The sequence below is a fragment of the Methylocystis sp. genome (genome assembly GCF_050246715.1).
In the GTDB taxonomy this organism is placed as follows: Bacteria; Pseudomonadota; Alphaproteobacteria; order Rhizobiales; family Beijerinckiaceae; genus Methylocystis.
The window spans coordinates 1-22,108 of the sequence record NZ_JBFWVN010000052.1; the positions used below are offsets into that span (position 1 = coordinate 1).

Annotated in this window: 25 protein-coding genes; 15 read left to right on the forward strand and 10 right to left on the reverse strand. The window is 58.5% G+C overall.

Features of this window, described 5'->3' with window-relative positions:
- On the reverse strand, positions 1–110 hold a 110-nt coding region (locus AB7I51_RS14340; RefSeq protein ID WP_428405650.1), incomplete at its 3' end, for an ArsA-related P-loop ATPase.
- A 404-nt stretch (positions 111–514) separates the two neighbouring features.
- On the opposite strand from AB7I51_RS14340, the gene AB7I51_RS14345 reads away from it, so the two are divergent.
- From AB7I51_RS14345 to AB7I51_RS14355, 3 genes are read left to right on the forward strand one after another with little or no spacing between them, the layout of a single operon-like run.
- The gene (locus tag AB7I51_RS14345) at positions 515–946 is read left to right on the forward strand and encodes a response regulator (protein ID WP_428406284.1); all 432 of its coding nucleotides are present in this window, start codon (positions 515–517) and stop codon (positions 944–946) included.
- 30 nt (positions 947–976) lie between these two features.
- A complete protein-coding gene (locus tag AB7I51_RS14350) occupies positions 977–1,381 on the forward strand; it encodes an ankyrin repeat domain-containing protein (protein WP_428406285.1) in 405 nt (134 codons plus the stop codon).
- Positions 1,382–1,398: 17 nt separating this feature from the next.
- Positions 1,399–1,836 (forward strand): SufE family protein, encoded by a 438-nt coding sequence (locus tag AB7I51_RS14355; protein WP_428406286.1) that lies wholly within the window; start codon positions 1,399–1,401, stop codon positions 1,834–1,836.
- Between the two features lie 19 nt (positions 1,837–1,855).
- Here AB7I51_RS14355 and AB7I51_RS14360 read toward each other — a convergent pair whose 3' ends face one another.
- Complete coding sequence (locus tag AB7I51_RS14360; RefSeq protein WP_428406287.1) at positions 1,856–2,206, reverse strand: (2Fe-2S) ferredoxin domain-containing protein; 351 nt, start codon at positions 2,204–2,206, stop codon at positions 1,856–1,858.
- Between the two features lie 247 nt (positions 2,207–2,453).
- On the opposite strand from AB7I51_RS14360, the gene AB7I51_RS14365 reads away from it, so the two are divergent.
- The 3 genes from AB7I51_RS14365 to AB7I51_RS14375 all read left to right on the forward strand — a co-directional run bounded on the left by AB7I51_RS14365 (position 2,454) and on the right by AB7I51_RS14375 (position 4,597).
- Positions 2,454–2,837 (forward strand): SUF system Fe-S cluster assembly protein, encoded by a 384-nt coding sequence (locus AB7I51_RS14365; protein ID WP_428406288.1) that lies wholly within the window; start codon positions 2,454–2,456, stop codon positions 2,835–2,837.
- A 126-nt stretch (positions 2,838–2,963) separates the two neighbouring features.
- Positions 2,964–3,713, forward strand: coding sequence for a dienelactone hydrolase family protein (locus AB7I51_RS14370; protein WP_428406289.1), 750 nt, complete (start codon positions 2,964–2,966; stop codon positions 3,711–3,713).
- 53 nt (positions 3,714–3,766) lie between these two features.
- Positions 3,767–4,597, forward strand: coding sequence for a YgfZ/GcvT domain-containing protein (locus AB7I51_RS14375; protein WP_428406290.1), 831 nt, complete (start codon positions 3,767–3,769; stop codon positions 4,595–4,597).
- A gap of 58 nt (positions 4,598–4,655) precedes the next feature.
- On the opposite strand, the gene grxD is transcribed toward AB7I51_RS14375, so the two are convergent.
- Together grxD and AB7I51_RS14385 are read right to left on the reverse strand one after the other, a co-directional pair.
- Positions 4,656–4,997 carry a Grx4 family monothiol glutaredoxin gene (gene grxD / locus AB7I51_RS14380; protein WP_428406291.1) on the reverse strand — a complete coding sequence of 114 codons (342 nt, stop codon included), beginning with the start codon at positions 4,995–4,997 and terminating at the stop codon, positions 4,656–4,658.
- Between the two features lie 33 nt (positions 4,998–5,030).
- The gene (locus tag AB7I51_RS14385) at positions 5,031–5,261 is read right to left on the reverse strand and encodes a BolA family protein (protein ID WP_409980154.1); all 231 of its coding nucleotides are present in this window, start codon (positions 5,259–5,261) and stop codon (positions 5,031–5,033) included.
- Positions 5,262–5,476: 215 nt separating this feature from the next.
- Here AB7I51_RS14385 and AB7I51_RS14390 point away from each other — a divergent pair, with 215 nt between their 5' ends.
- The gene (locus tag AB7I51_RS14390; RefSeq protein ID WP_428406292.1) at positions 5,477–5,785 is read left to right on the forward strand and encodes a hypothetical protein; all 309 of its coding nucleotides are present in this window, start codon (positions 5,477–5,479) and stop codon (positions 5,783–5,785) included.
- A 205-nt stretch (positions 5,786–5,990) separates the two neighbouring features.
- Here AB7I51_RS14390 and AB7I51_RS14395 read toward each other — a convergent pair whose 3' ends face one another.
- The 4 genes from AB7I51_RS14395 to AB7I51_RS14410 all read right to left on the reverse strand — a co-directional run bounded on the left by AB7I51_RS14395 (position 5,991) and on the right by AB7I51_RS14410 (position 12,997).
- On the reverse strand, positions 5,991–7,616 hold the full coding sequence (locus AB7I51_RS14395; RefSeq protein WP_428406293.1) for an efflux transporter outer membrane subunit: 1,626 nt from the start codon (positions 7,614–7,616) through the stop codon (positions 5,991–5,993).
- A 137-nt stretch (positions 7,617–7,753) separates the two neighbouring features.
- On the reverse strand, positions 7,754–9,016 hold the full coding sequence (locus tag AB7I51_RS14400; protein WP_428406294.1) for an efflux RND transporter periplasmic adaptor subunit: 1,263 nt from the start codon (positions 9,014–9,016) through the stop codon (positions 7,754–7,756).
- Complete coding sequence (locus tag AB7I51_RS14405) at positions 8,962–12,291, reverse strand: efflux RND transporter permease subunit (protein ID WP_428406295.1); 3,330 nt, start codon at positions 12,289–12,291, stop codon at positions 8,962–8,964. The genes AB7I51_RS14400 and AB7I51_RS14405 overlap by 55 nt, the downstream gene beginning before the upstream one ends.
- A 517-nt stretch (positions 12,292–12,808) precedes the next feature.
- A complete protein-coding gene (locus AB7I51_RS14410; RefSeq protein ID WP_428406296.1) occupies positions 12,809–12,997 on the reverse strand; it encodes a hypothetical protein in 189 nt (62 codons plus the stop codon).
- 619 nt (positions 12,998–13,616) lie between these two features.
- Between AB7I51_RS14410 and AB7I51_RS14415 the strand changes: the two genes are divergently transcribed.
- Positions 13,617–14,366 (forward strand): L,D-transpeptidase, encoded by a 750-nt coding sequence (locus AB7I51_RS14415; RefSeq protein WP_428406297.1) that lies wholly within the window; start codon positions 13,617–13,619, stop codon positions 14,364–14,366.
- A gap of 68 nt (positions 14,367–14,434) precedes the next feature.
- Here the strand turns inward: AB7I51_RS14415 and AB7I51_RS14420 are convergent, their stop codons facing one another.
- Positions 14,435–14,854 carry a DUF3617 domain-containing protein gene (locus AB7I51_RS14420; protein ID WP_428406298.1) on the reverse strand — a complete coding sequence of 140 codons (420 nt, stop codon included), beginning with the start codon at positions 14,852–14,854 and terminating at the stop codon, positions 14,435–14,437.
- Positions 14,855–15,015: 161 nt separating this feature from the next.
- On the opposite strand from AB7I51_RS14420, the gene AB7I51_RS14425 reads away from it, so the two are divergent.
- Positions 15,016–15,669 (forward strand): pentapeptide repeat-containing protein, encoded by a 654-nt coding sequence (locus tag AB7I51_RS14425; RefSeq protein WP_428406299.1) that lies wholly within the window; start codon positions 15,016–15,018, stop codon positions 15,667–15,669.
- 144 nt (positions 15,670–15,813) lie between these two features.
- Positions 15,814–16,653, forward strand: a complete 840-nt coding sequence (locus AB7I51_RS14430; protein ID WP_428406300.1) for a c-type cytochrome — start codon at positions 15,814–15,816, stop codon at positions 16,651–16,653.
- A gap of 1 nt (position 16,654) precedes the next feature.
- On the opposite strand, the gene AB7I51_RS14435 is transcribed toward AB7I51_RS14430, so the two are convergent.
- The gene (locus AB7I51_RS14435) at positions 16,655–17,530 is read right to left on the reverse strand and encodes a serine protease (RefSeq protein WP_428406301.1); all 876 of its coding nucleotides are present in this window, start codon (positions 17,528–17,530) and stop codon (positions 16,655–16,657) included.
- A 322-nt stretch (positions 17,531–17,852) separates the two neighbouring features.
- Here AB7I51_RS14435 and AB7I51_RS14440 point away from each other — a divergent pair, with 322 nt between their 5' ends.
- From AB7I51_RS14440 to AB7I51_RS14460, 5 genes are all read left to right on the forward strand, one after another.
- Entirely contained in the window at positions 17,853–19,727 is a 1,875-nt protein-coding gene (locus tag AB7I51_RS14440; protein WP_428406302.1) for a methanol/ethanol family PQQ-dependent dehydrogenase, read from the forward strand.
- Positions 19,728–19,838: 111 nt separating this feature from the next.
- A complete protein-coding gene (gene moxJ, locus AB7I51_RS14445; protein WP_428406303.1) occupies positions 19,839–20,753 on the forward strand; it encodes a methanol oxidation system protein MoxJ in 915 nt (304 codons plus the stop codon).
- 36 nt (positions 20,754–20,789) lie between these two features.
- On the forward strand, positions 20,790–21,371 hold the full coding sequence (gene moxG, locus AB7I51_RS14450) for a cytochrome c(L), periplasmic (protein ID WP_428405063.1): 582 nt from the start codon (positions 20,790–20,792) through the stop codon (positions 21,369–21,371).
- Between the two features lie 66 nt (positions 21,372–21,437).
- The gene (locus AB7I51_RS14455; protein WP_428405610.1) at positions 21,438–21,728 is read left to right on the forward strand and encodes a methanol dehydrogenase [cytochrome c] subunit; all 291 of its coding nucleotides are present in this window, start codon (positions 21,438–21,440) and stop codon (positions 21,726–21,728) included.
- 129 nt (positions 21,729–21,857) lie between these two features.
- On the forward strand, positions 21,858–22,108 hold a 251-nt coding region (locus tag AB7I51_RS14460; protein WP_428405611.1), incomplete at its 3' end, for an AAA family ATPase.

Sequence of the window (22,108 nt, forward strand, 5' to 3'; positions counted from 1 at the left end):
ACAATCAGAATGCGGTGACCCATCTCCGCAAGCGCCGCCAATGTATTCTGGGACGTCGTCGACTTGCCGATGCCCCCCTTCCCGTAAAACGCGATCTGCCGTAGTGACATCTTCGTCTCCTGCTGTGTACTTCAACTCGCGCCCGTTCTGGCGGCGCGCCGTTCCGTGAATGTTAGGAAACTCGTCGCGGGCTACGGGAAGGAACACATCGCTCGGCGTGGCGTAGGCGTGCGCTCAGCCCTCACTCGCATGAGCGTCGAAGCAACCGGTGTGCCAGGAGCGACAAAGGCTCACTTATTATTGAATTTACGAGATTAAGTCTGTCTCTCAGTGAATTTTCGGCGCAACTGTTCGCGCCTTGACCCGCCCTCATTGGGGATGCGTCCAGACAATTGTTGCGTATCTTACGACAATGTTTTTCGCAGCCTGGAATGTTTCACGGGCGGCTTGACGGACATATGGAACGCCGATTGCTTGTCGATTCTTATATAAATACATCCCAGGAGAGCGCTACATGCAGATTGGTGTCGAGACGTCAAAGGCTGTCGATCAGCGCCGCGTTTTCGTTGTGGATGAAGACGAAATCACCCGCGCCGCGTTGCAGTTCATGCTTCATGACGAGATCGAAACTCATGAGCTCGCTCAAATTGAGGAAGCCTATGAGAAGGGCGTTGATTGGTTAAAGCCCGACGTCATTCTGCTTGGCGCAAGTTTCCTCAAGAGCCGAGGTTTGGAATTGCTCCGGGAAATTACGGAGCATTTTTCGGATGTGCGGATTCTCGTCGTGTGCGAGCAGGCGGACGAAAAGCTTGCCGTCGAAGGCATGAAAGCCGGCGCGCATGGCGCGCTGGTCAAGCCGCTCAAGATCGAGGCCGTCCGCGAGAAGGTCGACACGGTGCTTGGTCGCGGCGGCGCGAAGCCGCTGTTTCAGCTGGGCGCGCTTTAACCTGTTTGTCGCGGAAGAGAGGAGCGCAGGATGACGCCTTTGCTTGCCGCGAGCGCGATGGGCCAATGCGACGCGTTGCGCGCGTTGATCGCGCAAGGCGCCGATCTGCATGCAGTAAACGCCGATGGCAATAATGCGCTCTGGCTTGCGGCGGCCAACGGGAGCCTCGAGACGATGCAGGCGCTGATCGACGCGGGGGTCGCGGTCGATCACCGTAATCCCGACGGCGCGACGGCGTTGATCTACGCCGCCTCCGCCGGCAAAGCGGATGCGGTGGCTATATTGCTGCAGTCCGGCGCCGATCCGTCGCTGGAAACGGTGGACGGATTCTCCGCGCGTGATCTTGCCGCGAATATCGAATGTCTAACCTTGCTGCGCGAGGCGCGCCGTCGCCCAAGCTGCGATGCTGCTGACGCGGCGCCTCCGATCGTCTAGGCACGGCGGGAGAGAAGATGAAGATCGACGACATCATCGAAAATTTTGCGCTCCTCGATGATTGGGAGGACCGCTACCGCTATGTGATCGAATTGGGGCGCGCCTTGCCGGCGCTTGAGGAGTCGCTCAAGACTGACGACACCAAAGTCACCGGCTGCGCGAGCCAAGTCTGGCTTTCAATGACCACCGAATATGGCGGCGCGGCGGAGCCGACGCTGACCATTCTCGGCGACAGCGACGCGCATATCGTGCGCGGGCTGGTGGCGATCCTGATCGCGCTCTGCTCGGGAAGAAGCGCATCGGACATATTGGAAACCGACCCCATGGCGCTTTTCGAACGTCTGGGGCTGAAAGAGCATTTGACGCCGCAGCGCTCGAACGGGTTCCGTTCAATGGTGTCACGCATCCGGGCCGAGGCGCATGTCGCCCGGGAGGCGGCGCGCGCGCTTTCGTAAAGGCCCGCGCCGTCCGCCGTCAGCGCGTCAGGATCATGACCAGACGGTCGACGCGTCGGCCTTCCTTGAGATGCGAAGTGAAGATTTCATCGACATCCTCAGGGGTCGTCGGCCGATACCAAATGCCTTCCGGATAAACCACCATTAATGGCCCCGCGGAACAAAATCCCATGCAACCGGCTGCGGTGAATCCGATTTCGCCGCCGCCCTCGGCTTCGACGCGTTTGCCCAGACGATCCCACAGCGGCTGAGCGCCGTTTGCGCCGCAGCTGCCGCGCGGATGAGTTGGCGGTCTTTGCGTGAAACAGGCGAAAACGTGACGTTTGTAAAGTTGAGGAATCTCGAATTCATCATCCGCTTCTTCCGACATTGCACATTCACCTCTTAGCGACGCGCCTCGCGCTCAGACGCGCAATTTTTCTGACAAATCCGTTGAGGCGGTCGCGCGAATCGAAGCAAGTTCCAGTCCAAGCCTTTTCAATTGGCGCGCGCTTTGCTTGAACGAAGAGAAATGAAGCGCCGGCATGTTGGCGCGATGGCATTCCATGCGGGCGCACGGTTCATCTTTGTAAACGTCCAGAACCGAGCATGCGCTCGCCAAGAGACGGAAGAAAGCAGTGGACACACAAATCGCACCGCGCCTTGCCGTTGAGACCGCCGGTGGCGGCGAAGCAGGCTCAAGGCGCCGGCCAGAGGCGAAAGAGCTCTACGAAGCGACCGTCGCCGCGCTACGAACCGTGTTCGATCCGGAGATACCGGTGAACATTTATGACCTCGGTCTGGTGTATAGAGTCGACATTGTCGATCGGCGCCATGTCGATGTTGACATGACATTGACCGCGCCGGGCTGTCCGGTCGCCGGCGAGATGATGAACATGGCGAAACGGGCCATCGATGGGGTCGAGGGCGTCGAGAGCTCCAAGGTCAATCTCGTGTTCGACCCGCCGTGGAATCAGGACATGATGTCTGAAGAAGCCAAATTGGAGCTCGGCTTCCTTTAAGGATCGCGGCAGCGGCCTTGACGATTGTCAAAGGCATGGAATTCGCAAGGCAGCGTCATAAGGGACGACTGCTGACCAGCTCTTTCACGGAAGGCATCGCCATGTTGAAGATGCGAGGCTGTCATCATGATTGAACTTACCTCTCAAGACGGACACTCCTTCCCAGCCTACCGGGCCGATCCGGCCGAGACGCCGAAAGGCGCCGTCGTCGTGCTCCAGGATTATTTTGGGGTGAGCGAGCACCTTCGTAAGGAGGCGGACGCTTTTGCCGCGAAGGGCTATGTCGCGATCGCGCCGTCGCTTTTTCAGCGAGCGCAAAAGGCCGAAGCCGCAGACGCCGCCGAAGGTGCCGAGCTCGCAAAATCGGTCCCGCTCGAAGCCGCGTTGCTGGATGTCCAGGCGGCGGTGGACTCGGTCAAGAACACGGGCAAAGTCGCGCTCGTCGGGTATAGCTGGGGCGGATATGTCGCTTATATTTCCGCGAACAGGTTGCAGGATGTCGCCTGCGCCATCGGCTATTATGCGGCTGGCCTGACGGACGAACATTCGGAGAAGCGAAAAATTCCGACGCTGCTGCATTTTCCGGAAGAAGATCCCTCGACGCCTCTGGAAGGAATGACGCAGTTTCGCGCGACGCGGCCAGATGTCAGCGCCTATTCCTATCCCAAGGTGAAGGATGGCTTCAACTTCACCACCGCCGAGAATTTCGACGCGGAAGCCGCCGAGCGGGCCAGCGAACGCACGTTCTTCTGGATTTCGCAGTTCGTCGAAGGTCAGCCGCCAGTCGCGTTGAAGAACGCTGGCGCTTACGCGCAGGCCAAGACCGATAAGAAAAAGAAAAAGAAGGACGACGACATGGGTCCGCCCATGGAATGAATGTCCACGACGCGGGCGGCGTCACGCCGCTCCATCCAGATTAAAGAAGGCAGATGGCCGACGGCATTCTTCTTTCCGATCGCGGGCTGATCGAGATAACGGGCGCGGATGCGACCGAATTCCTGCACAATCTCGTCACCAACGACATTCGCTCTCTCGCCAAGGGGGAGACGCGCTTCGCCGCGCTCTTGACCCCTCAGGGCAAGATTATCTCTGACTTCCTCGTCTTTAGGGAGCAGGGCGCGGCGGGCGATCGCTTGCTGCTCGATTGTCCGCTTTCGCTGACGGACGAGCTCCTTCGACGATTCGAGCGTTATCGGCTGCGATCGAAAGTCGCCTTCGCCGATTTGAGCGCCGCTCACGAAGTTGTCGCTTATCTCGATAGCGCGCCGCCTGAGGAAGGCGTTGTCGCAGCGGCTCCGGACCCGCGTTCGCCCGAATTGGGGTGGCGCGCCATTATGCGCAAAGGCGCTGCAGGCGCTCGCGGCGACCGCGCGATCTATGAGGCGAGGAGAATTGCCGCCGGCATTCCCGATGGGCATGTCGACTTCGATTACGGCGGGGTGTTCCCTCACGAAGCGAACATGGACCGTCTCTCTGGTCTGGACTTCAAGAAGGGCTGCTATGTCGGCCAAGAGGTCGTATCGCGCATGCAGCACCGTACGACGGTGAGAAAACGGGTTTCGCGTTTCACATCGAGAAGCGAAGCGCCCGCGCAAGGATCGCCCGTTTTTATTGGCGGCGTAGATATCGGCGTGACGGGCTCTCGCGCCGGCGCCGATGGCTTGGCGCTCATCCGCATCGACCGACTTGCGGAGCTGCTCGACGCCGGCCATACCGCGGAGGCGGCAGGCGTAGCGCTCGACTTTGATTCACAGTCCTGAATTTGGATGGAGTTATCGCTGATGGCGCGCCCGACAGGGCGCGCCGCGTCTCGGCCGTTTACGCCTTTGCGCTTTGCTTGTGAGGAATGTTCTCCTTGTCGAGGAGCGCCCCCAATTCTCCGGTCGTAAACATCTCGCGCGTGATGTCGCAGCCCCCGACAAATTCGCCTTTGACGTAAAGTTGTGGGATTGTCGGCCAATTCGAAAAGGCTTTGATGCCTTCGCGAATTTCTCCATCCGCCAGAACATTCACCGCGTTGTAGGAAGCGCCGATCTGATTGAGTATTTGGACGACCTGCATCGAGAAGCCGCATTGAGGCGCCTGGGGCGTCCCTTTCATGAACAATACGATATCTGCGCTCGCGACCACTTCTTTGATCCGGTCAATTGTGTCGGACATTTTTTGCTCCCGCATGAATTCCGTTTCGTGTGACTATGGCGCTTGCGTGGTCAGCGCCAACGCATGCAGCTCGCCGCCAAGTTTGCCGGCGAGGGCGGCATTGACCAGCTGATGCTGACGCACCCGGCTCAGTCCTTTGAACGCTGACGAGGTGACAGTCGCTGACCAGTGATCATTGTCATCGGCGAGCGCCGTCAATTCCACCACCGCATCCGGCAGCGCCGCTTTGATCAGGCTTTCGATATTCTCCGCAGACATCGGCATGGCCATTCCTTCCAGCTCAATTGTTCGAAACTTGACAAACCTTGCCAATTCGATCCGCGCTTGGTCCGCTCAAGAAGCAATAACGGCGCCCGATTGGCCCAATGCATTTTTTTTGCAAAACTGCGACGCTTGGCGCTATTGACCGAGCAATGGCGAACGATAGGGTCGCGCCGTCCGCCAGAATGGCCAAACAACATCAAGAAGCGGGGTAGGAAATGATACGCGAATTTTTATACAAGGGAGAAACCTTCAGAGTGAACGCCCACGGCGCTGCAGGTCATGAAGAGGTGTTTATCATCCATCTCGTCGATGGCGAGGAGATGGGCGAGATATCCATTGATCGAATGACCGAGGAAAACGACACGAGCGCTCCGATCGACGCGATCTGTGTCATGCTGTGCGATAAGCTGATCGCCGAGCAGGATATCCAATGCGCTGATGCGTCGGCGGCGTTCGAATGGGTTGAGGGCAAGCGCCTGCGCGATGTGCTGCCGAGCAATGATGATGCCGCCGCCGCCAATTGATTGAGCGGGTCGAAATTCGATTGCTTGCTTGGTCATTCTGACTGTTCGGCAGGGGGCGATGGTCCGCGCGAATCGCGCTCCCTGCGAACCGCTTGTTGGCGAGTTTCGCCCATGGTTCTGAAAACCGGCGGGAACGTAAATTCCAGTTCCCACCTTTCCTCATTCGTCGACGACGCGCGCAGGATGACCAAAATGGCGCGAAATGTTACGACGTCCCGTCCCGCACCACCGGCGACCGTTGATAGGCCGGCGATTGGGTGAGATTATTGTCTTCAGGGAAGTTCTGGGGTGGAACGGCGATCCCGCCCGCGGGCAGGGGCGTGGAGAGATATTGATATTGAAGCGGGCCGAATGGTTCGATTTCGTTGTCCACCGGCAGTTCCCCGCGATTCCATCCACCGCCCAAGGCGCGAACGAGTCCGACAGTTGACGTAATCAGGCGCGTCTTCACTTTGATGGCGTCGATGCGCGCCGTGATCGTCGCAACCTGCGCGTAGATGAGTTCAAGGCTGGTGCCCAGCCCGCCGCGATAGAGATCCATCGTGAGATTTTGAGTCAGGAGATTCGCGGCCACTGTTTCGTCGAGCTTCTTTGCCGCGGCGCTCAAACGCTTGGTCAAACTTAAGCCGTTCTCGACTTCTCTGAAGGCGTTCAGCACTGTCGAGCGGTATCGGTCCTCCTTCTCGCGATAAACGGACCAAGACTGCTGCAATTGCGCACGGCGCAGCCCGCCTTCGAAAACGGGAAGAGAGATCATCGACCCATAGGACCAAAAGCTGTTCGACAGCTTGACAAGGTTCATAGCGTGATCCTCGAAGCCTCCATCCAGCTTGAATTTAACCTTTGGGAAAAACGCGGCGCGGGCGACGCCAATTTCCCGATTCGATTGAGCCATTTCACGCTCCGCTGCGGCGATATCGGGCCGTCGCTCGAGCAGCGTCGACGGAATCGACCGCGGGATTTTCAAAGGCGTGACCTTAAAGTTGCTGGAGGCCGCGACTTTGAAACTTGCTGGCGCCGTGTTCACAAGGATGGCGAGCGCATGCTCCACGACATCGCGCTCGCCTTGCATTTCGAGGAGCTTCGCTTCAGTGCCGGTCAGCAGCGCCTTGGCGCGCGCCACATCTAGCTCTGATGCGATCTTGCCCATAAACTGTTCGTTCACGATCGCGAGCGACTTTTTATAATATTCGATCGACTGCTTATAGGTCATGATCTGCGCGTCATAGCCGCGCAACGTAAAATAATCAGTCGCGATTTCCGCCTGGAGGCTCAAGCGCGCAAGAGCAAATTCTGCAGCGCGTCGCTCCGCGTGATAAATCTGGGCCCGAGTTTCGTTTCGAATGGCGTACCAAAAGTCTGGCTCCCAGGAGGCGATTCCCAAATCCGAAACCGAGGTGTCGTAGATCGGCGAGTCGGGGGCGCGAAACAGCGCATTTACCGACTGTTTGTTATCGGAGGCGCCATATCCGAGCCCGAGCTGCGGAAAGAATCGCGACTGCGCCTTCATCATGATGTCGCGCGCTTGCACGAAGCGTTCGGCCGCCGCCTGCAAGTCTGGATTGGCGGCCATTGCCTGCATTTCCAGGTTGTCCAGAGCCGGTTCGCGAAACAGCTTCCACCAATCCGGGCGTATCTCCGCATCCGACGGGCAGGCTATGACAAACGGACTGGAGCCGCGCCAGGACGCAGGCACGATCAGTTCCGGCGGCTCGTATGGCGGAGCCAGGTCAACGCCGGGCAAGGCGTTCAAGGCGTTACAGCCGGAAAGTATCGAAGCAGAACCAAGCGAAACAAAGCGCCAGAATTCTTTTCTCGATCTACGACGCATTTAGTCCCTCGTTTGAGACCCCTAAGTCTCTCAACATACGAAAGTCCGTAGCCAAGGCCCCAGAAATCTTAGCCCGTTTCTCTCGCTTCCGCGCGCATGCTTTTTTTCAGCCATTATGCGGCTCGGCGGCGACGCCGTCAGTTGATATCTTCCGGTTTGATCTCGTAGCCTTCCGCGGGTTGAACGACGCGCACTTTATCGCCTTCGAGCAATGCAGCGCTGGGATTGCTGATCAACCGGTCCGTTGTTGAGAGGCCTGCAGAAATCTCAATCCTGCCTTCCAAGATCCTTATGATCTTGATCGGTTTAAAATGAACTTTGTCGTCTTCGCTAACGACCGCCGCCTGCGCCCCATGCTCTTGGAAGACCAGAGCGCTCGATGGAATGGTAAGGTTGCCGGGGGGCAATTGAAAGGTCAACGTCACGGATGCGTAGGACCCCGGCCAGAGCGCCTTGTCTTCGTTGGCGATCGTGAACTCCGTGACCGCCGTGCGCGTATTCGGATCGAAGCCGCCGGCGACCGTAAGAAATTCAGCCTTGAACTGGCGATTGGCGAACTGGGGAACGGTGACGTTTGCCGTTAGGCCGGGCTTCAGGAGTTGGCCAAACGCTTCCGGAACGGAGATGAAGAGGCGCATTTTGTGGATATCTGCGACCGAAAACAGATTTGTCACGGCGCTGCGATCGCTAATGTTTCCTTCCTTGTTGATATAGTCGCCGACATTGATGTTGCGCGCGGTGACAACCCCGTCATACGGCGCGACGATGGTCTTAAAACGAAGCTGGGCGATAAAATTATTGACATTGTGCTCGGCGGCTTCGAGATCGGCCTTCGCCTTTTTCTCGTTTGCCAGCTGGATGGAGATGGATTGTTCGGAAACCGCATGCGACTTCCGCAACGCCACCCAGCGCTCCGCCGAAACAACGGCGAGATTATACTGGGCGCGCTGCGCTTCCAATGCGGCCTTGGCCTGAGAATATTGTGCGTCGAGCGTCGGCGTATTGATTTCGGCGAGGACGTCGCCCTTTTTCACCTTCGCTCCGTAATCCTTGTACCACATCTTCACATAGCCTGAGACCTGCGCGTATATCGGCGCCTGGAACCAAGCTTCGATGTTTCCCGGAAGGACGATCGTATCGGTTCGCGCCGCGGGCTGCGGGTTCACCACCGCTACCGTCGGGATCGCGTTTTCGAGCGTCTCCTGCTGCAGGAGATTCGATGCGTGATGACGCGCGTAAAATTCATAGGCGACGAAGAGCGCAAAAGCCAACAGCGCAGCCCATACCGCCGGCCTTCCTCGCACGTTAATTTTTTCGTTTGCGGCACGCAGAAGATCCGTTTTCATCAGAAGCTCTCGGGCTTGTTGGATTTGCGGTGATACACCATCGCGTAAACGCAAGGGACGAAGAACAACGTCGCGAAGGTCGCGACGGTGAGGCCGCCAATTACAGCGCGCCCGAGCGGCGCGTTTTGTGAGTTGGCCATCGACATCGGCAACATGCCGATAATCATCGCTGAAGCCGTCATGATGACAGGACGAATGCGGGCATATCCGGCCTCCAATGCCGCAACCAGGGCGTCGCCATGCATTTCGAGTCGTTCGCGGGCGTAGGACACCACAAGAATCGAATTCGCCGTCGCCGTCCCCATGCACATGATGGCCCCCGTCAGCGCCGGAACCGAAATATTCGTATGCGTCAAAAACAACGACCAAGCAATTCCGGCGAGCGCGCCCGGCAGAGCGGTGATAATGATGAAAGGGTCGAGCCACGACTGGAAATTGACGACAATTAGCAGATATATCAATATGATCGACGCGAGGAGGCCTCCGATCAGCTCGATGTAGGCGGAGTGCATCGTTTCCGCTTGTCCACGTATCTCAAGCGCTGCCCCTCGAGGCAGTTCCTTTTCCATTTCTTCCGAGACCTTCCTCACATCGGAAAGCACGCCTCCCAGGTCGCGGGTTTCGGCAGACACGTAAATGTTGAAGAGCGGCATGATATTGGAGTGCGAGACGACGCCCGGCGTCCCTTTCACGGACAAGGAGGCGGCGCTTCCAAGCAGTTGCACTTCTTTTCCGGAGGGATCGAGATCTCCCTTGTCGACCGGAATCGTCATCAAATTTTGGATTTTCGTCATCTGGTATTGCGGCGTATAGACATTGATTTGATATGAATTGCCAGTTTTTTGATCCAGCCAATACACTTGGTCGACTTGTTGGCTGCCCGAGAGAGTCATTAGCAGATTGTCAGCAATGTCCTTTTCGGTCAGGTGAATGCCAAGCCCGAGACTTCTGTTGCCCTCTACGAGCAGCGTTGGCGTTCGCATGGTTTGCTGGATCACGACGTCGACCGCCCCATTGATCTTGCGGATCTTGCTCGCCAGCTTTCGAGCGAACTCATAATCCTGCATGGCGTCGCCGCCATTGATCTCCACGTTGATGGGAGAAGGCGATCCGAAATTCAGAATTTTTGCCGTCAGATCCGCAGGCTGGAACGTAAATTCTGTCCCCGGGTAGCGTTCTTTTAGCCCTTGCCGTAGAATCTTGCGGAAATCCCATACGGGCGAGACCTCGTTCTTCAGGCTGATCGTCATATCGCAGTCCTGAGGGCCGATCGTCGGCGTTGGAATAAACGCCAGATTATGCGGACCTACCGGAAGGCCGCAGTTGCTGACGATACCCTCGATCTGGTCCGGCAGCAGCCGGTCGATGTCCTCCGCAATCAGTGACGCATTGCGCGCCGTTACCTCGATGCGCGTTCCGAGAGGCAGACGCACATGCATCTGGAGCGTTCCGGATTTGATTTCTGGAAAAAACTCTTGGCCATTGGTGAAGAACAAAACAGTCGAACCCACTGCGGCAGCGAGAAATATTGTGACGAACCGTCGGCGATTATGGAGCGTTCTACGGAGAAGCTCGGAATAGCGCTCGCGCATCCTTTGGAATCCGCGTTCGAAGCCTTCCTGAATTCGCCCCAGGAATCCCTTGCGCTCGTGCAGACGCTGATCCACCTCAGGGAGCGGCACCGCGAAATGCGATAATCCCCCGTCTCCCGCCAAAGCGCTGAGTTCCGCATCCCTGTTCGCGAGAGCTTCGATCTCCGCCGCTGTCGGGAATTTTCGTCGACCGGCAAGAGCCGCAAGGAGTTCGTCCTTATCCTCATGGCCAGCTTCGACGCCGTGCGGGGCGCCATGGTCGACAAGAAGATACTTCGCCATCGTCGGCACCAAGGTGCGCGACAGAATGAAGGAGGCGATCATTGCGAACATCACCGCTTCAGCCATTGGCGTGAACAACCACCCAGATACGCCGGACAGTTCAAACAATGGGAACCAGACGATGACGATGCAGGCTGTCGACACGAAGGTGGGGATCACGATCTGATTAGCCGCGTCGATGATCGCGGTTTCCAGCGGCTTCCCCATCTCGATATGCGTGTCAATGTTCTCGATCATCACTGTGGCGTCGTCGACCAAAATTCCGACGGCGAGCGCCAATCCGCCGAGAGTCATAACGTTGATCGTCTGACCCATCGCATGAAGACCGATGAGTGCGCTCAAAATAGAGAGAGGGATCGAGGTTGCGATGATGACCGTGGCGCGCCAGGATCCGAGAAACAACAAGACGACCAGACCGGTAAGCGCAGAGGCGAGCGCCATCTCGTGCAAGACATCCATGATGGAATCCTTGACGAATACCGAGGCGTCGTTAAGCATTTCGACCTTGACGCCAGGGGGCACGATTTCCTCGATGCGCGGGATCGCCTTCCTAATCCCATCGACGACGTCAAGCGTCGAAGCCTCGCCGCTCTTCATGACGACGATCAACACAGACTGTTTGCCGTCCACCAAAACCGCGTTGATTTGCGGTGGCCCGCCCAAGCGGATGTCCGCTACGTCGCGCATGTAGACTGTGGCGTTTCCGACGCGTTTAATAGGGATGTTGTTGAAATCCTCCACTTCAATCGGCGTTGCATTGGTCTGCACCAGCCAGTCGGTCGCATGGAGCTTGATGTCGCCCGCCGGCAGCACGATGCTTTGCCTGCCGAAAGCGGCATGCACGTCCGTCGCGGTCAAATGCCGCGAAAGGAGCTTTTGCTGATCGAGAGACACCAGCAGCTGCTTATCCTGGCCGCCGTAAGGATGCGGCAGGATCGCGCCCGGGATCATAACCAGGAACGGCCTAATTCTGTTTTTTGCCAAATTGTATAGATCGGCCGGCGTGAGATTTTCGGCGGTGACCTTTACCATCGCGACCGGAACCGACGATGCTTCCAGTCTCATCACCATCGGAGGCGAAATGTCCGGCGGCAGCGCCTTTGTCACCGTCTGGGAAATCGAGTCGATATCGGCTTCTGCGGCCGCTAGATCGATGCCCGGCTGGAGAAAAATCCTCGTAATGCTGCTGCCGTAATAGGACTGGCTTTCGATATGTTCGATGCCTTCCACATTCGTGGTGAGGGCCCGCTCATAGTAGTAAGTGATACGACCCGACACCTCCTTTGGGAGGAGTCCCGCATAGGACCAAACAACGGCCACGACAGGAATCTTGATATTCGGGAAGACGTCTGTTGGAGTCTTAAATATCGCCATTATCCCGAAAAGAAGAATTAAGATCGAAAGAACCACGAACGTATATGGACGTCTCAAGGCGATAACGACGACACTATTCACTGTGCAACTCCGTCAAGCGTTGAGCCGGCGTATATTTTGAGTAGCGCTATATCCCAAATATCGTGAAACGATATTTCTGGAATTTGTATGCTCGGAAGTTTTTTCATGTCATCGCTATCCTGTCCGGCCCAGGAAAAGGCTGATCGACGAGCCAATAACTCGTCCAATCCTCCAGCGCCTCAGGTTCTACCGCGTCAAGATGGCCCTCGAAGCGGCCGAGCCGCTCGAGTTGCTTGACGAAATATATGTGCCGCAGGAGACTTCGGGTAGGCTCGTTCGACGCGCCGACGCGATCTTGCCGCGTCGGATGAGAGCATCGACAGATGTTTCTGGTGAGAGTCTGGGCGCAGTGTGTCGCCCGACCGGCGTCTCGCCGCGCGCGTGAGGGCTTGTATCCACGGCCGCTCAATGGGTTGAGCGGCGGCGGCTCCACGCAACTATGCTTGGCGTGGACGGACAGGGCAGCCGAAATCCTTCGATGAAGTTTGCAGCCTCGAGCTAACGGCGGTTAGCTCGGCTAAACCCGCGATTGCTTGCACTCCGCCGAAATTTTTACATTCGCGCCGTATCGCGTCGTGACGGGCGTATTTTCTCCAAGCGCCATTTGCTTAGTCAACTTGCATGCGTCCATGTCGGTCGCATCAAGCGTTTCCGTGTCGATGACCTGACCACCCAGCAGATAGGCAATGATCAACACCGTCTTCATTGTCCGGCCTCCTTCCCAGCCAAATGCCCAGCCAAATGCCGATTGCTCATTTCTTGACTAAGATAGCGGCTGCGCTGCAGCGCAGTATGACTGTATCTTTTCTGGTTTGTTGTTCCCAGAAACCAAGAGCTGCGCCGCAGCCACATTTGTGGCGCAATGCAAAAATCTGGGGCTCTGCCCGCGGCTCCGCTTGTGACTGCGAGACGAAGCGAAAGCGGCGCGGCGGCGGACTTTGACGAGAGCTTGGAGGCCGGACAGGCGAATGGGAGCTGTGGCCTCAAAGTCACAGCGTCAAGAAAAAGAAATCGGCCATTGATGTCGTGAGTTGCGTCTCGAAGCAAAAAGTGATGATCGGTCCAAATATTATAGAACGCGTTGCCCACGTTTGAAGTTATATTGCGGAACGGACCATGATTGAACGCTACCTCTCGATGTAGATCGGCGCCTCGGTGAGAGACGCTGTGCGTCAATAATTGGCGGGCAAGGCGAGAGGCGGCTGGCGCCAGCAAAAATTTCGCGACGGGGGGATCCGCGAAAATCTTTGCTTGACCGGGATGAATTGGTTCCCGGCGGAGATTTGGCTATAGTCGGCGCCTCTGCTCGTGGACGGTCATCGCCTATGTCACACATCAACCGTCATGTCCTCGTGATCGCGGTCTTGGCAACGGTGGGCGCATGCCTTGCCGGATGCGTCAGCACGCAGACGTCGCCGACGATCACTGCCGCCGTCGCGCCGCAGCCGTCGCCGGACGGTCAGGTCGAGCAGGCGGTGCCGGCGGGCGCGATCGCCGATCAAGGAGGCGATTACTACGGCCAGCTGAAAGACGCGGGCTTTATTGTTCCCGCAGTCAAACCCGGCCAGGTCGATTCAGCGTTCCATCGCAAGAGCGTCGCCTATTCGACCAAGGAAGCGCCCGGAACGATCGTCGTCGATCCGGCCAAGCATTATCTTTATTATGTCGAGGCGGGCGGCCGCGCGACGCGTTACGGCATCGGAGTCGGGCGCGAAGGATTTGCCTGGACAGGCGAAGCGACGATCAAGAGCAAGCAGGAATGGCCCGACTGGTATCCTCCCAAGGAAATGATCGAGCGCCGGCCGGACCTCAAGAAGCAGCTGGTCGAGCTGCAAAGCGGGCTCGGGATGCATGGCGGTCCTGGCAATCCGCTCGGCGCCCGCGCCATGTATCTCTGGCAAGGCGATAAAGATACGCTCTTTCGAATCCACGGCACCAATGAGCCGTGGACGATCGGAAAAAGCCAATCGTCAGGCTGTATCCGGATGGTCAATCAGGACGCCATGGATCTTTATCAAAAGGCGGCCATTGGAGCCCGAGTTGTGGTGCTTCCCGCCAATGTCGCCCGTCGGTGAGCTAGGGAAAAGGCTCGCGGCTCATGATAGCATGAGAACGAAAGCGCGTCGCCGTATCTGCAACGCATCTAATTCGTGCAGCGTTCGGACAGAAATTTTGCGTCGATCGTGAAGCCGACGCGCGCGCCCTTCGCCGTCATTCTCGCCTGCGCGCGATACCAGCTCCGGAAATCGCCGGTGAACAGCAGGCTGGTGGCTTCACGCGAGTCCTTCTGACCACAGTCGAACGTCACGACGGTCTGATCTTTCGCGCGTGTGACTGAAGGCTTGGCGCAATTTTCATCCTGGGCGCCAATGATACTGTCGCCGTCTTCAATGCAGACGTTGTTCGTCTGCATGCCAATCTCGGGCGAGATCGTCGTAATGCGCCATAGACCGGGCTGGCGTTTTGGAAGTTCGCCATTGGCGGCTGTCGCAGTCGAAGCCGCGCCGGCAAATAGCGAGAACGAGAAGACGAGGCCGAAGGGCGCAATCTGCACGAGTTTCATTGCAACATATTATCGAGAAACTCCGCGACGATCCACGACTGCGCATCGCGCTCGTCGTCGGTTGCCGATCTTTCCTGCTTCACTCTGGAGATTGTCCTGTTGCGTCCTTTATTCTGTTGAACATAGGTTTCAAGCGCTGATACGCGATCGGAGTTCGACTGATGAAATTATTGAATCGTGCGCGGATCAGTCGCCACCACGCTCGTTTCGCAAGCGTAATTCTTTTCGTCGCTGCCGTCGCGCCGGCGGTCGCCGCCGAACTGTCGCGCGCGTGGATCGAAAAGACGCTGGCTGAAGCGCACGGCGCGCCGATCGATCTGGCTAATCTGGATCTCTCTGGCCTTGATCTTTCGGGCCTCGACTTGCATGGCGCGGATTTTTTCTCGGCGATTCTCGCGGGCGCGAAGCTTGCAAAATCCGATCTCTCCGGGGCGAATTTCACGCGCGCTGATTTGCAGAACGCAGACTTCTCGGGCGCCTCGATGAAAGCCGCCACGCTCTATGCCGCGCTTCTTGACGGCGCGAATTTCACCGGCGCCGATCTCTCCGATTCACGGATCATCGGCGGCGGAAGGGGCGTCAATTTCCGCAACGCGAAGCTGATCGGCGCTGATCTCGGAGCCGACCCCGCCAATCAAGGCATGGTTCCTGTGCGCGCCGAATTGCCGGAGGCTAATTTTGACGGCGCTGACCTTACACGCGCTAATCTCACCCATGCGGTTCTCTCCGGTACGACATTCACCGGCGCTATCGTCACCGGCGCCCGCTTCGACTACGCCGTGCTCGATGGCTCCAACCTCTCGCTCGGTCGCTGACGCCTGCCGCGCCAATTGCCGATCCTTCCTGATCTTCGAGAGAATATTTCGTCAAGACGCGATGAGAGAGCCGGATTAAGAGCGCCCATCCCTCCAACCCGCGTCTTCGCCATGAACTTCACGCGCCCTTGGTCGATTCGTTCGTTGTCAGTCGCTCTGCTGGCGTTCTGGCCGATCGGACCCGCCGCCTGCGCCGGCGATATCGAGCGCGGCCGTTATCTTGTTGAAGCGCTGACTGCTTGCGACAATTGCCATACGCCGCGCGGCGCCGCCGGCTATGATTTCTCCAAGCGTTTTTCCGGCGGCGCGCAGACATTTTCCGACAAGACTTACGTCGTGCGCGGACCAAATATCTCGCCGGACGCTGAAACGGGCGTCGGCGCATGGACTGATGAAGAGTTGCGCGCGGCGATCGTCGACGGCGCCGGACGAAATCATCGCCTCGCGCCCGTGATGCCGTCGGATTCATACAAGCCGCTGACGGCGCGCGATCTCGACGCCATCATCGCCTATTTGAGCTCAGCGGCGCCGATCCGCGCGCCGCTCCAGTCGCTCCAGCAACGCAGCGGCGAATGGGCGCCACATATGATGCCAGGAGCGACGGCGACCTTCAATGAAGGGTCGCTCGCTGACAAAGGCGCGCGCGGCCTTTATGTCGCGTCGCTCGCCCGCTGCCTGTTGTGCCACAGCGCTGAGATCGACGGCGCGCCCGATTACCGCGATCGTCTCGGTGCGGGCGGCAAAATCTTTCGCAACGCCGCTGGCGTCGCCGTCGCCTCCAACATCACGTCACATCCGGTAAAGGGCGTCGGCGCGTGGTCGGATGACGAACTGAAACGCGCAATCACACAAGGAATTTCGCGCGATGGATCGCCGCTCAGGCCGCCGATGTCGACGCTTGCCAGAGCGCATTTTTCGAAAATGTCGACCGACGATCCCGATGCGCTCGTCGGCTGGATACGGACCATTCCGCCGAAGGAATGAGCTAACGCGATTTCGACGCCGCGTCTCGGATCGCCTTGGCGAGTTCGCCTTCGAACAGCATCGCTGAACCGTAATGCGTCTCGATGTCGAAAGGTCGCTTCTGATTCATGTCGAGCGAAGCGCTATGCATGGCGATCAATCGACCGTCTTCGGTAAAGAGTCCCGAACCTGACCCGCCATAGCCGTCGTTGCAGTCGTGACGTGCGCGGCGAATGCGACCTTCAGACGGTTCGTCGATGCGATAGACGTCGCATGATTCGATAGTTGCGGCGAGGCGCGTATTGGCATGTCCAGCCGGCGAGACCATCGCCACCTTGAAGCGCGCGCCGGTGGCGATGTCGCTCGCGTCAGGCGCCGGCTGGGGTTTCACGTTTTCGGGGGTGGGCTGCAACAGACGCAGCAGCGCCCAATCGTCAGTGATATGCAGCCCTTTTGATTCGATCGAAGCACCGATGCGCAGGCTGTCCTCGTCGAAATAATAATCGCCGCCAGCGATCCTGAAGAAGCAATTCGTTACCGGATGCGTCGGGACGAGGCGCCGATCGACGAAATTATGCGCATTCATCACGACGAGATCATGTGATGCGATAAGCCAGGCGGCGGCCGCGCGCTCCAGCGTTCCAAAATCCGAGTAGCACATGAGCACGCCGGTGCCGGCGAAGCGATCCATGTCCGCTTCGGTCAACGCCCTTCGCCTGTCGTCGAGGTAAAGCGCCGCACGAGCTCTTTGCGCGCCAATATGCGCGAGCGCCGCGCCGATAAGCGTCAACAAGACCGGCACGAGCGCGCGCCGGACGGCTGACGACTGCAGGCCGAGAGGAAATGACGTGTAACGGGGAGACGCGGACGGGTCACTTCGCACAAAAGCTTCCAACATTTGATCTCTAGGCGGCGTGGAGGATCGTCTTCTACAAAATCCGCCGGCGAGTTTGCGTCAAGCGTTCACGTCGCCGGGAAGCATCGGGACCGAAGATGCCGATCTTTCCCGAGACACATTACCGATAAATCGTGGAGACTCGGCTTCGCGCTTAAATTTATATGCCCCCGGATCGTCTCTCGAATTTGCGCCCACGCGCAGCGGGAGTAGGCGACCTTCAATGAAACAAGACGGCTGCATTTCTAGTCGTCTATCTGCGAGGCGATGTCGCCGCCAAAGAAGCCATCAAGGCGTCCGGGCGACGTTGCAGGAGGACTCGTCCATGAGGAAACTGCTGAATTCCGTGTCCCTGTTGTCCGTGCTGCTCGCCGCGCCGGTCGTGACGATGTCCGCCGCGGTCGCTGACGACAAACTCGAGGCTCTGACGAAAAGCGAAGACAACTGGGCGATGCAGGGCAAGAACTACAGCGCCAACCATTACAGCACGCTGAATCAGGTCAACGCCGCCAATGTGAAGAATCTGAAGGTCGCCTGGTCGTTCTCGACCGGTCTGTTGAGCGGCCACGAAGGTTCGCCGATCGTCATCGACGGCAAAATGTATGTTCACACGTCCTTCCCCAATAATACGTTTGCGCTCAACCTCGACGATCCGACTCGCATTCTTTGGCAGCACAAGCCCAAGCAGAACGCCGCGGCGCGCGCCGTCGCCTGCTGCGACATCGTCAATCGCGGTCTCGCTTACTGGCCGAGCGACGGAAAGACGCCCTCGCTCGTCGTCAAGACGCTGCTTGACGGCCATGTCGTCGCGCTAAACGCCGACACCGGCGAAGAATATTGGAAAATCGAAAACTCGGATTTCAAGGTCGGCTCGACGCTGACCGTCGCGCCGCATGTCTATAAGGACATTGTGCTCATCGGCAGCTCTGGCGCTGAGCTTGGCGTGCGCGGTTATATGACCGCCTATGACGTGCGCACGGGCGAGCAGAAGTGGCGCGCCTATGCGACCGGTCCGGATTCAGACGTGCTGATCGGCGACGATTTCAACAAGGCCAATCCGCATTACGGCCAGAAGGGCCTCGGAACGGCGACCTGGGAAGGCGACGCCTGGAAGATCGGCGGCGGCACCAACTGGGGCTGGTTCGCATGCGACCCCGGCACGAACCTCGTCTATTACGGCAGCGGCAATCCGGCGCCGTGGAACGAGACCATGCGCCCCGGCGACAACAAATGGACCATGACGATCTGGGGTCGCGATCTCAACACCGGCGAGGCGAAATTCGGCTATCAGAAGACTCCGCATGACGAGTGGGATTATGCCGGCATCAATTTCATGATGCTCAGCGAGCAGAAGGACAAGGACGGCAAGCTGCGCAAGCTGCTAACCCATCCCGACCGCAACGGGATCGTCTACACGCTCGACCGCACCGACGGCACGCTGGTCTCCGCCGACAAGATCGACGACACGGTCAATGTGTTCAAGAAGGTTGATCTCAAGAGCGGCCTGCCGCTGCGCGATCCGGAGTATGGCACGCGCATGGATCATCTCGCTAAGGACATCTGCCCCTCGGCGATGGGCTATCACAACCAGGGCCTGGATTCTTACGATCCGACCAAGGAACTGTTCTTCCTTGGCGTGAATCACATCTGCATGGACTGGGAGCCATTCATGCTTCCCTATCGTGCGGGGCAGTTCTTCGTCGGCGCGACGCTGAACATGTATCCCGGTCCGAAGGGCGATCGCCAGAAGGGTGAAGGCCTTGGCCAGATCAAGGCCTACAACGCCATCACCGGCAAGTTCAAATGGGAGAAGATGGAGCGCTTCGCCGTTTGGGGCGGCACCGCCGCAACCGCCGGCAATGTCGTGTTCTACGGAACGCTCGACGGCTTCATCAAGGCCCGTCACAGCGACACCGGCGAACTTTTGTGGAAGTTCAAGCTTCCGTCGGGCGTGATCGGCCATCCGATCGTCTATCAGCACAAGGGCGTCGAATATGTCGCCATCATGTATGGAGTCGGCGGTTGGCCGGGAGTCGGCCTCGTGTTCGATCTTCAGGACCCGACGGCCGGTCTCGGCGCGGTCGGCGCCTTCAAGCAGCTCGCCAACTACACTCAAATGGGCGGCGGCGTGATGGTGTTCTCGCTCGACGGCAAGAGCCCCTACGACGATCTGAGCGTCGGCGAATACAAGGCGAACTGATCGTCGCCTTTCCATCGATCTCTCCCCGCCTGAGGCAGTTGCGAGACGCCTGTTCGGACGCCTCCCCGAGCGTCCGAACAGGCGATCCGAACGATCACGGAAATTAGAACAATGTCGCGAATCATTCGCTTGTCCTTCGGTATCGGTGGCGCGCTTGTCCTCGCCCTCGCGGGCGTCGGCGCCAAGGGCGCTTCGTTCGGCGGGTTCGGCGACGCAGCGTCCAGCGCCGCGCCCGCGCAAATTGCCGAGCAGGCGCCGCCCGCCGATCCCAATGCGCTTCGCATCTGCGCGGCGAAGAATCAGCCGCCGCTGTCAATGGAAGACGGCTCCGGACTTGAAAACAAGATTGGCGTCGCGCTCGCCGAGTCCATGCAGCGCAAGGCGCAATTCGTTTGGTCGCAGCGGCCGGCGATCTATCTCGTGCGCGATTCGCTCAACAAGAATCTGTGCGACGTCATCATTGGCCTCGATACGGGCGATCCACGCGTGGCGACGTCGAAGCCGTACTATCGAACCGGTTATGTCTTTGTCAGTCGCGCCGATCGCAGCCTCGACGTCAAATCCTGGTCCGATCCGCGCTTGAAGAAGCTTGGCCACATCGTCGTCGCCTTCGGCTCTCCAGGCGAAATGCTGCTCAAGGATATGGGCCAGTATGAAGACAATATGGCCTATCTTTATTCGCTGGTGAATTTCAAATCGCCACGCAACCAATATACGCAGATTGATCCCGCTCGAATGGTCGGCGAGGTGGTGAGCGGCGCCGCTGACATCGCGGTCGGATTCGCGCCGGACGTCGCGCGTTACGTCAAGTCCTCGACCATTCCTCTGCGGATGACGCTGATCGAAGACGATGCGACGAAGAGCGGCGGTGAAAAAGTGCCGCAGCGATTCGATCAATCGGTGGCGGTGCGGCGCGCCGACAAGGCCTTGCTGGCGGAGATCGACAGCGCGCTCGTCGCCGCAAGGCCGATGATCGATGAAATCCTCAAAGCGGAGGGCGTTCCGCTTCTCCCCGTCACCCAATAGATGCGCGGCGCGCTAACGAGAACAGGACGAGAATAAGTGTCGAAAAGAAAAGGAAGCGTTTCGGTCTATCTCATCGGCGCCGCGGCGAGCCTCGTTGCTCTTGGCGCCATCGCGCAGACTGCAGGGATTACGTTCCGCAACACCATCACCGGCGAAGTACTCAAGTTCGACGATGCGCTGCCCGAGGGAAGGGACACCGAGGGCGTCAAGAAGTTCATGGCGACTGGCAAAAATCCCTATAACGAGGACGCAAGCTGTTTGAAGCAGGGCGAACAGCTGTTTCTTTCCGCGTGCTCGGGATGTCACGGCCACCTTGCCGAAGGGAAGATCGGCCCGGGACTCAACGACGATTATTGGACCTATCCGCAGAATGAAACCGATGAAGGCTTCTTCTCGACGATCTACGGCGGCGCGCAGGCGTCGATGGGGCCCCAGTATGAAAATCTGACGCTCGACGAGATGCTCAAGGTGATGGCTTGGGTCCGTCACCTCTTCAAGGATGCGCCGGAAAAGGCGACCTGGTTGACCGACGAGCAGCGCAAGCAATTCAAGCCCTATTCCGGCCACGAGACGTTTCCGGAAAATCCGCCCGGCCAATGCCAGTCAAAGGCGAAATAGTCTTCACGCCTCCGTCGCGCGGGGGCGCAAACAAGGAGGCGCGAGCCTCGAAAAGGGAGGAAACTGATGCGTAAGATTCCTTTTGCCGTGGCGCTCACCGTCGGCGTTTTGTTTAGCGCCGGCGGCGCGTTCGCCTATGACGGCACCAAGTGCAAGGCGCCCGGCAATTGCTGGGAGCCGAAGCCAGGCTTTCCCGAAAAGGTCGAGGGTTCGAAATATGATCCCAAGCACGACCCAAAGGAAATCGCCAAGCAGCAGACGTCGATCCAGGGCATGGAAGCGCGCAACAAGAAGCGGGTCGAGAATTTCAAGAAGACCGGCAAGTGGGAATACGACGTGAGCAAGATCGCGCAATAGGTTTCATCGCGATGAGAACGCGATGAGTCTAGCGGCCACGATCTGGAGCCGGCGCATTCGACAACGGCGCAGCGGCCCCATTCCCGAGATCGTGGCCGCCACTTCCTTCTGGCAGGTTAAGGTCAGGCCTTGAACGATACGTCGCACGTCGTCGAGAAGCTTGCCGAATGGCGCGCGCGCGCCCTTGAATTCGAGCGGGAAATTCAGAAGGCCGTTCTCGGACAGGCGCGCGTCATCAGGTTTGTGACGATCGGCATTTTCGCGCGCGGCCACGTGCTGATCGAGGGCGACGTGGGCGTCGGCAAGACGACGCTGCTACGCTCGGCGTCGCGTGCGCTCGGCGGCGACTTCGCTCGCGTCGAGGGCACGGTCGACATGAT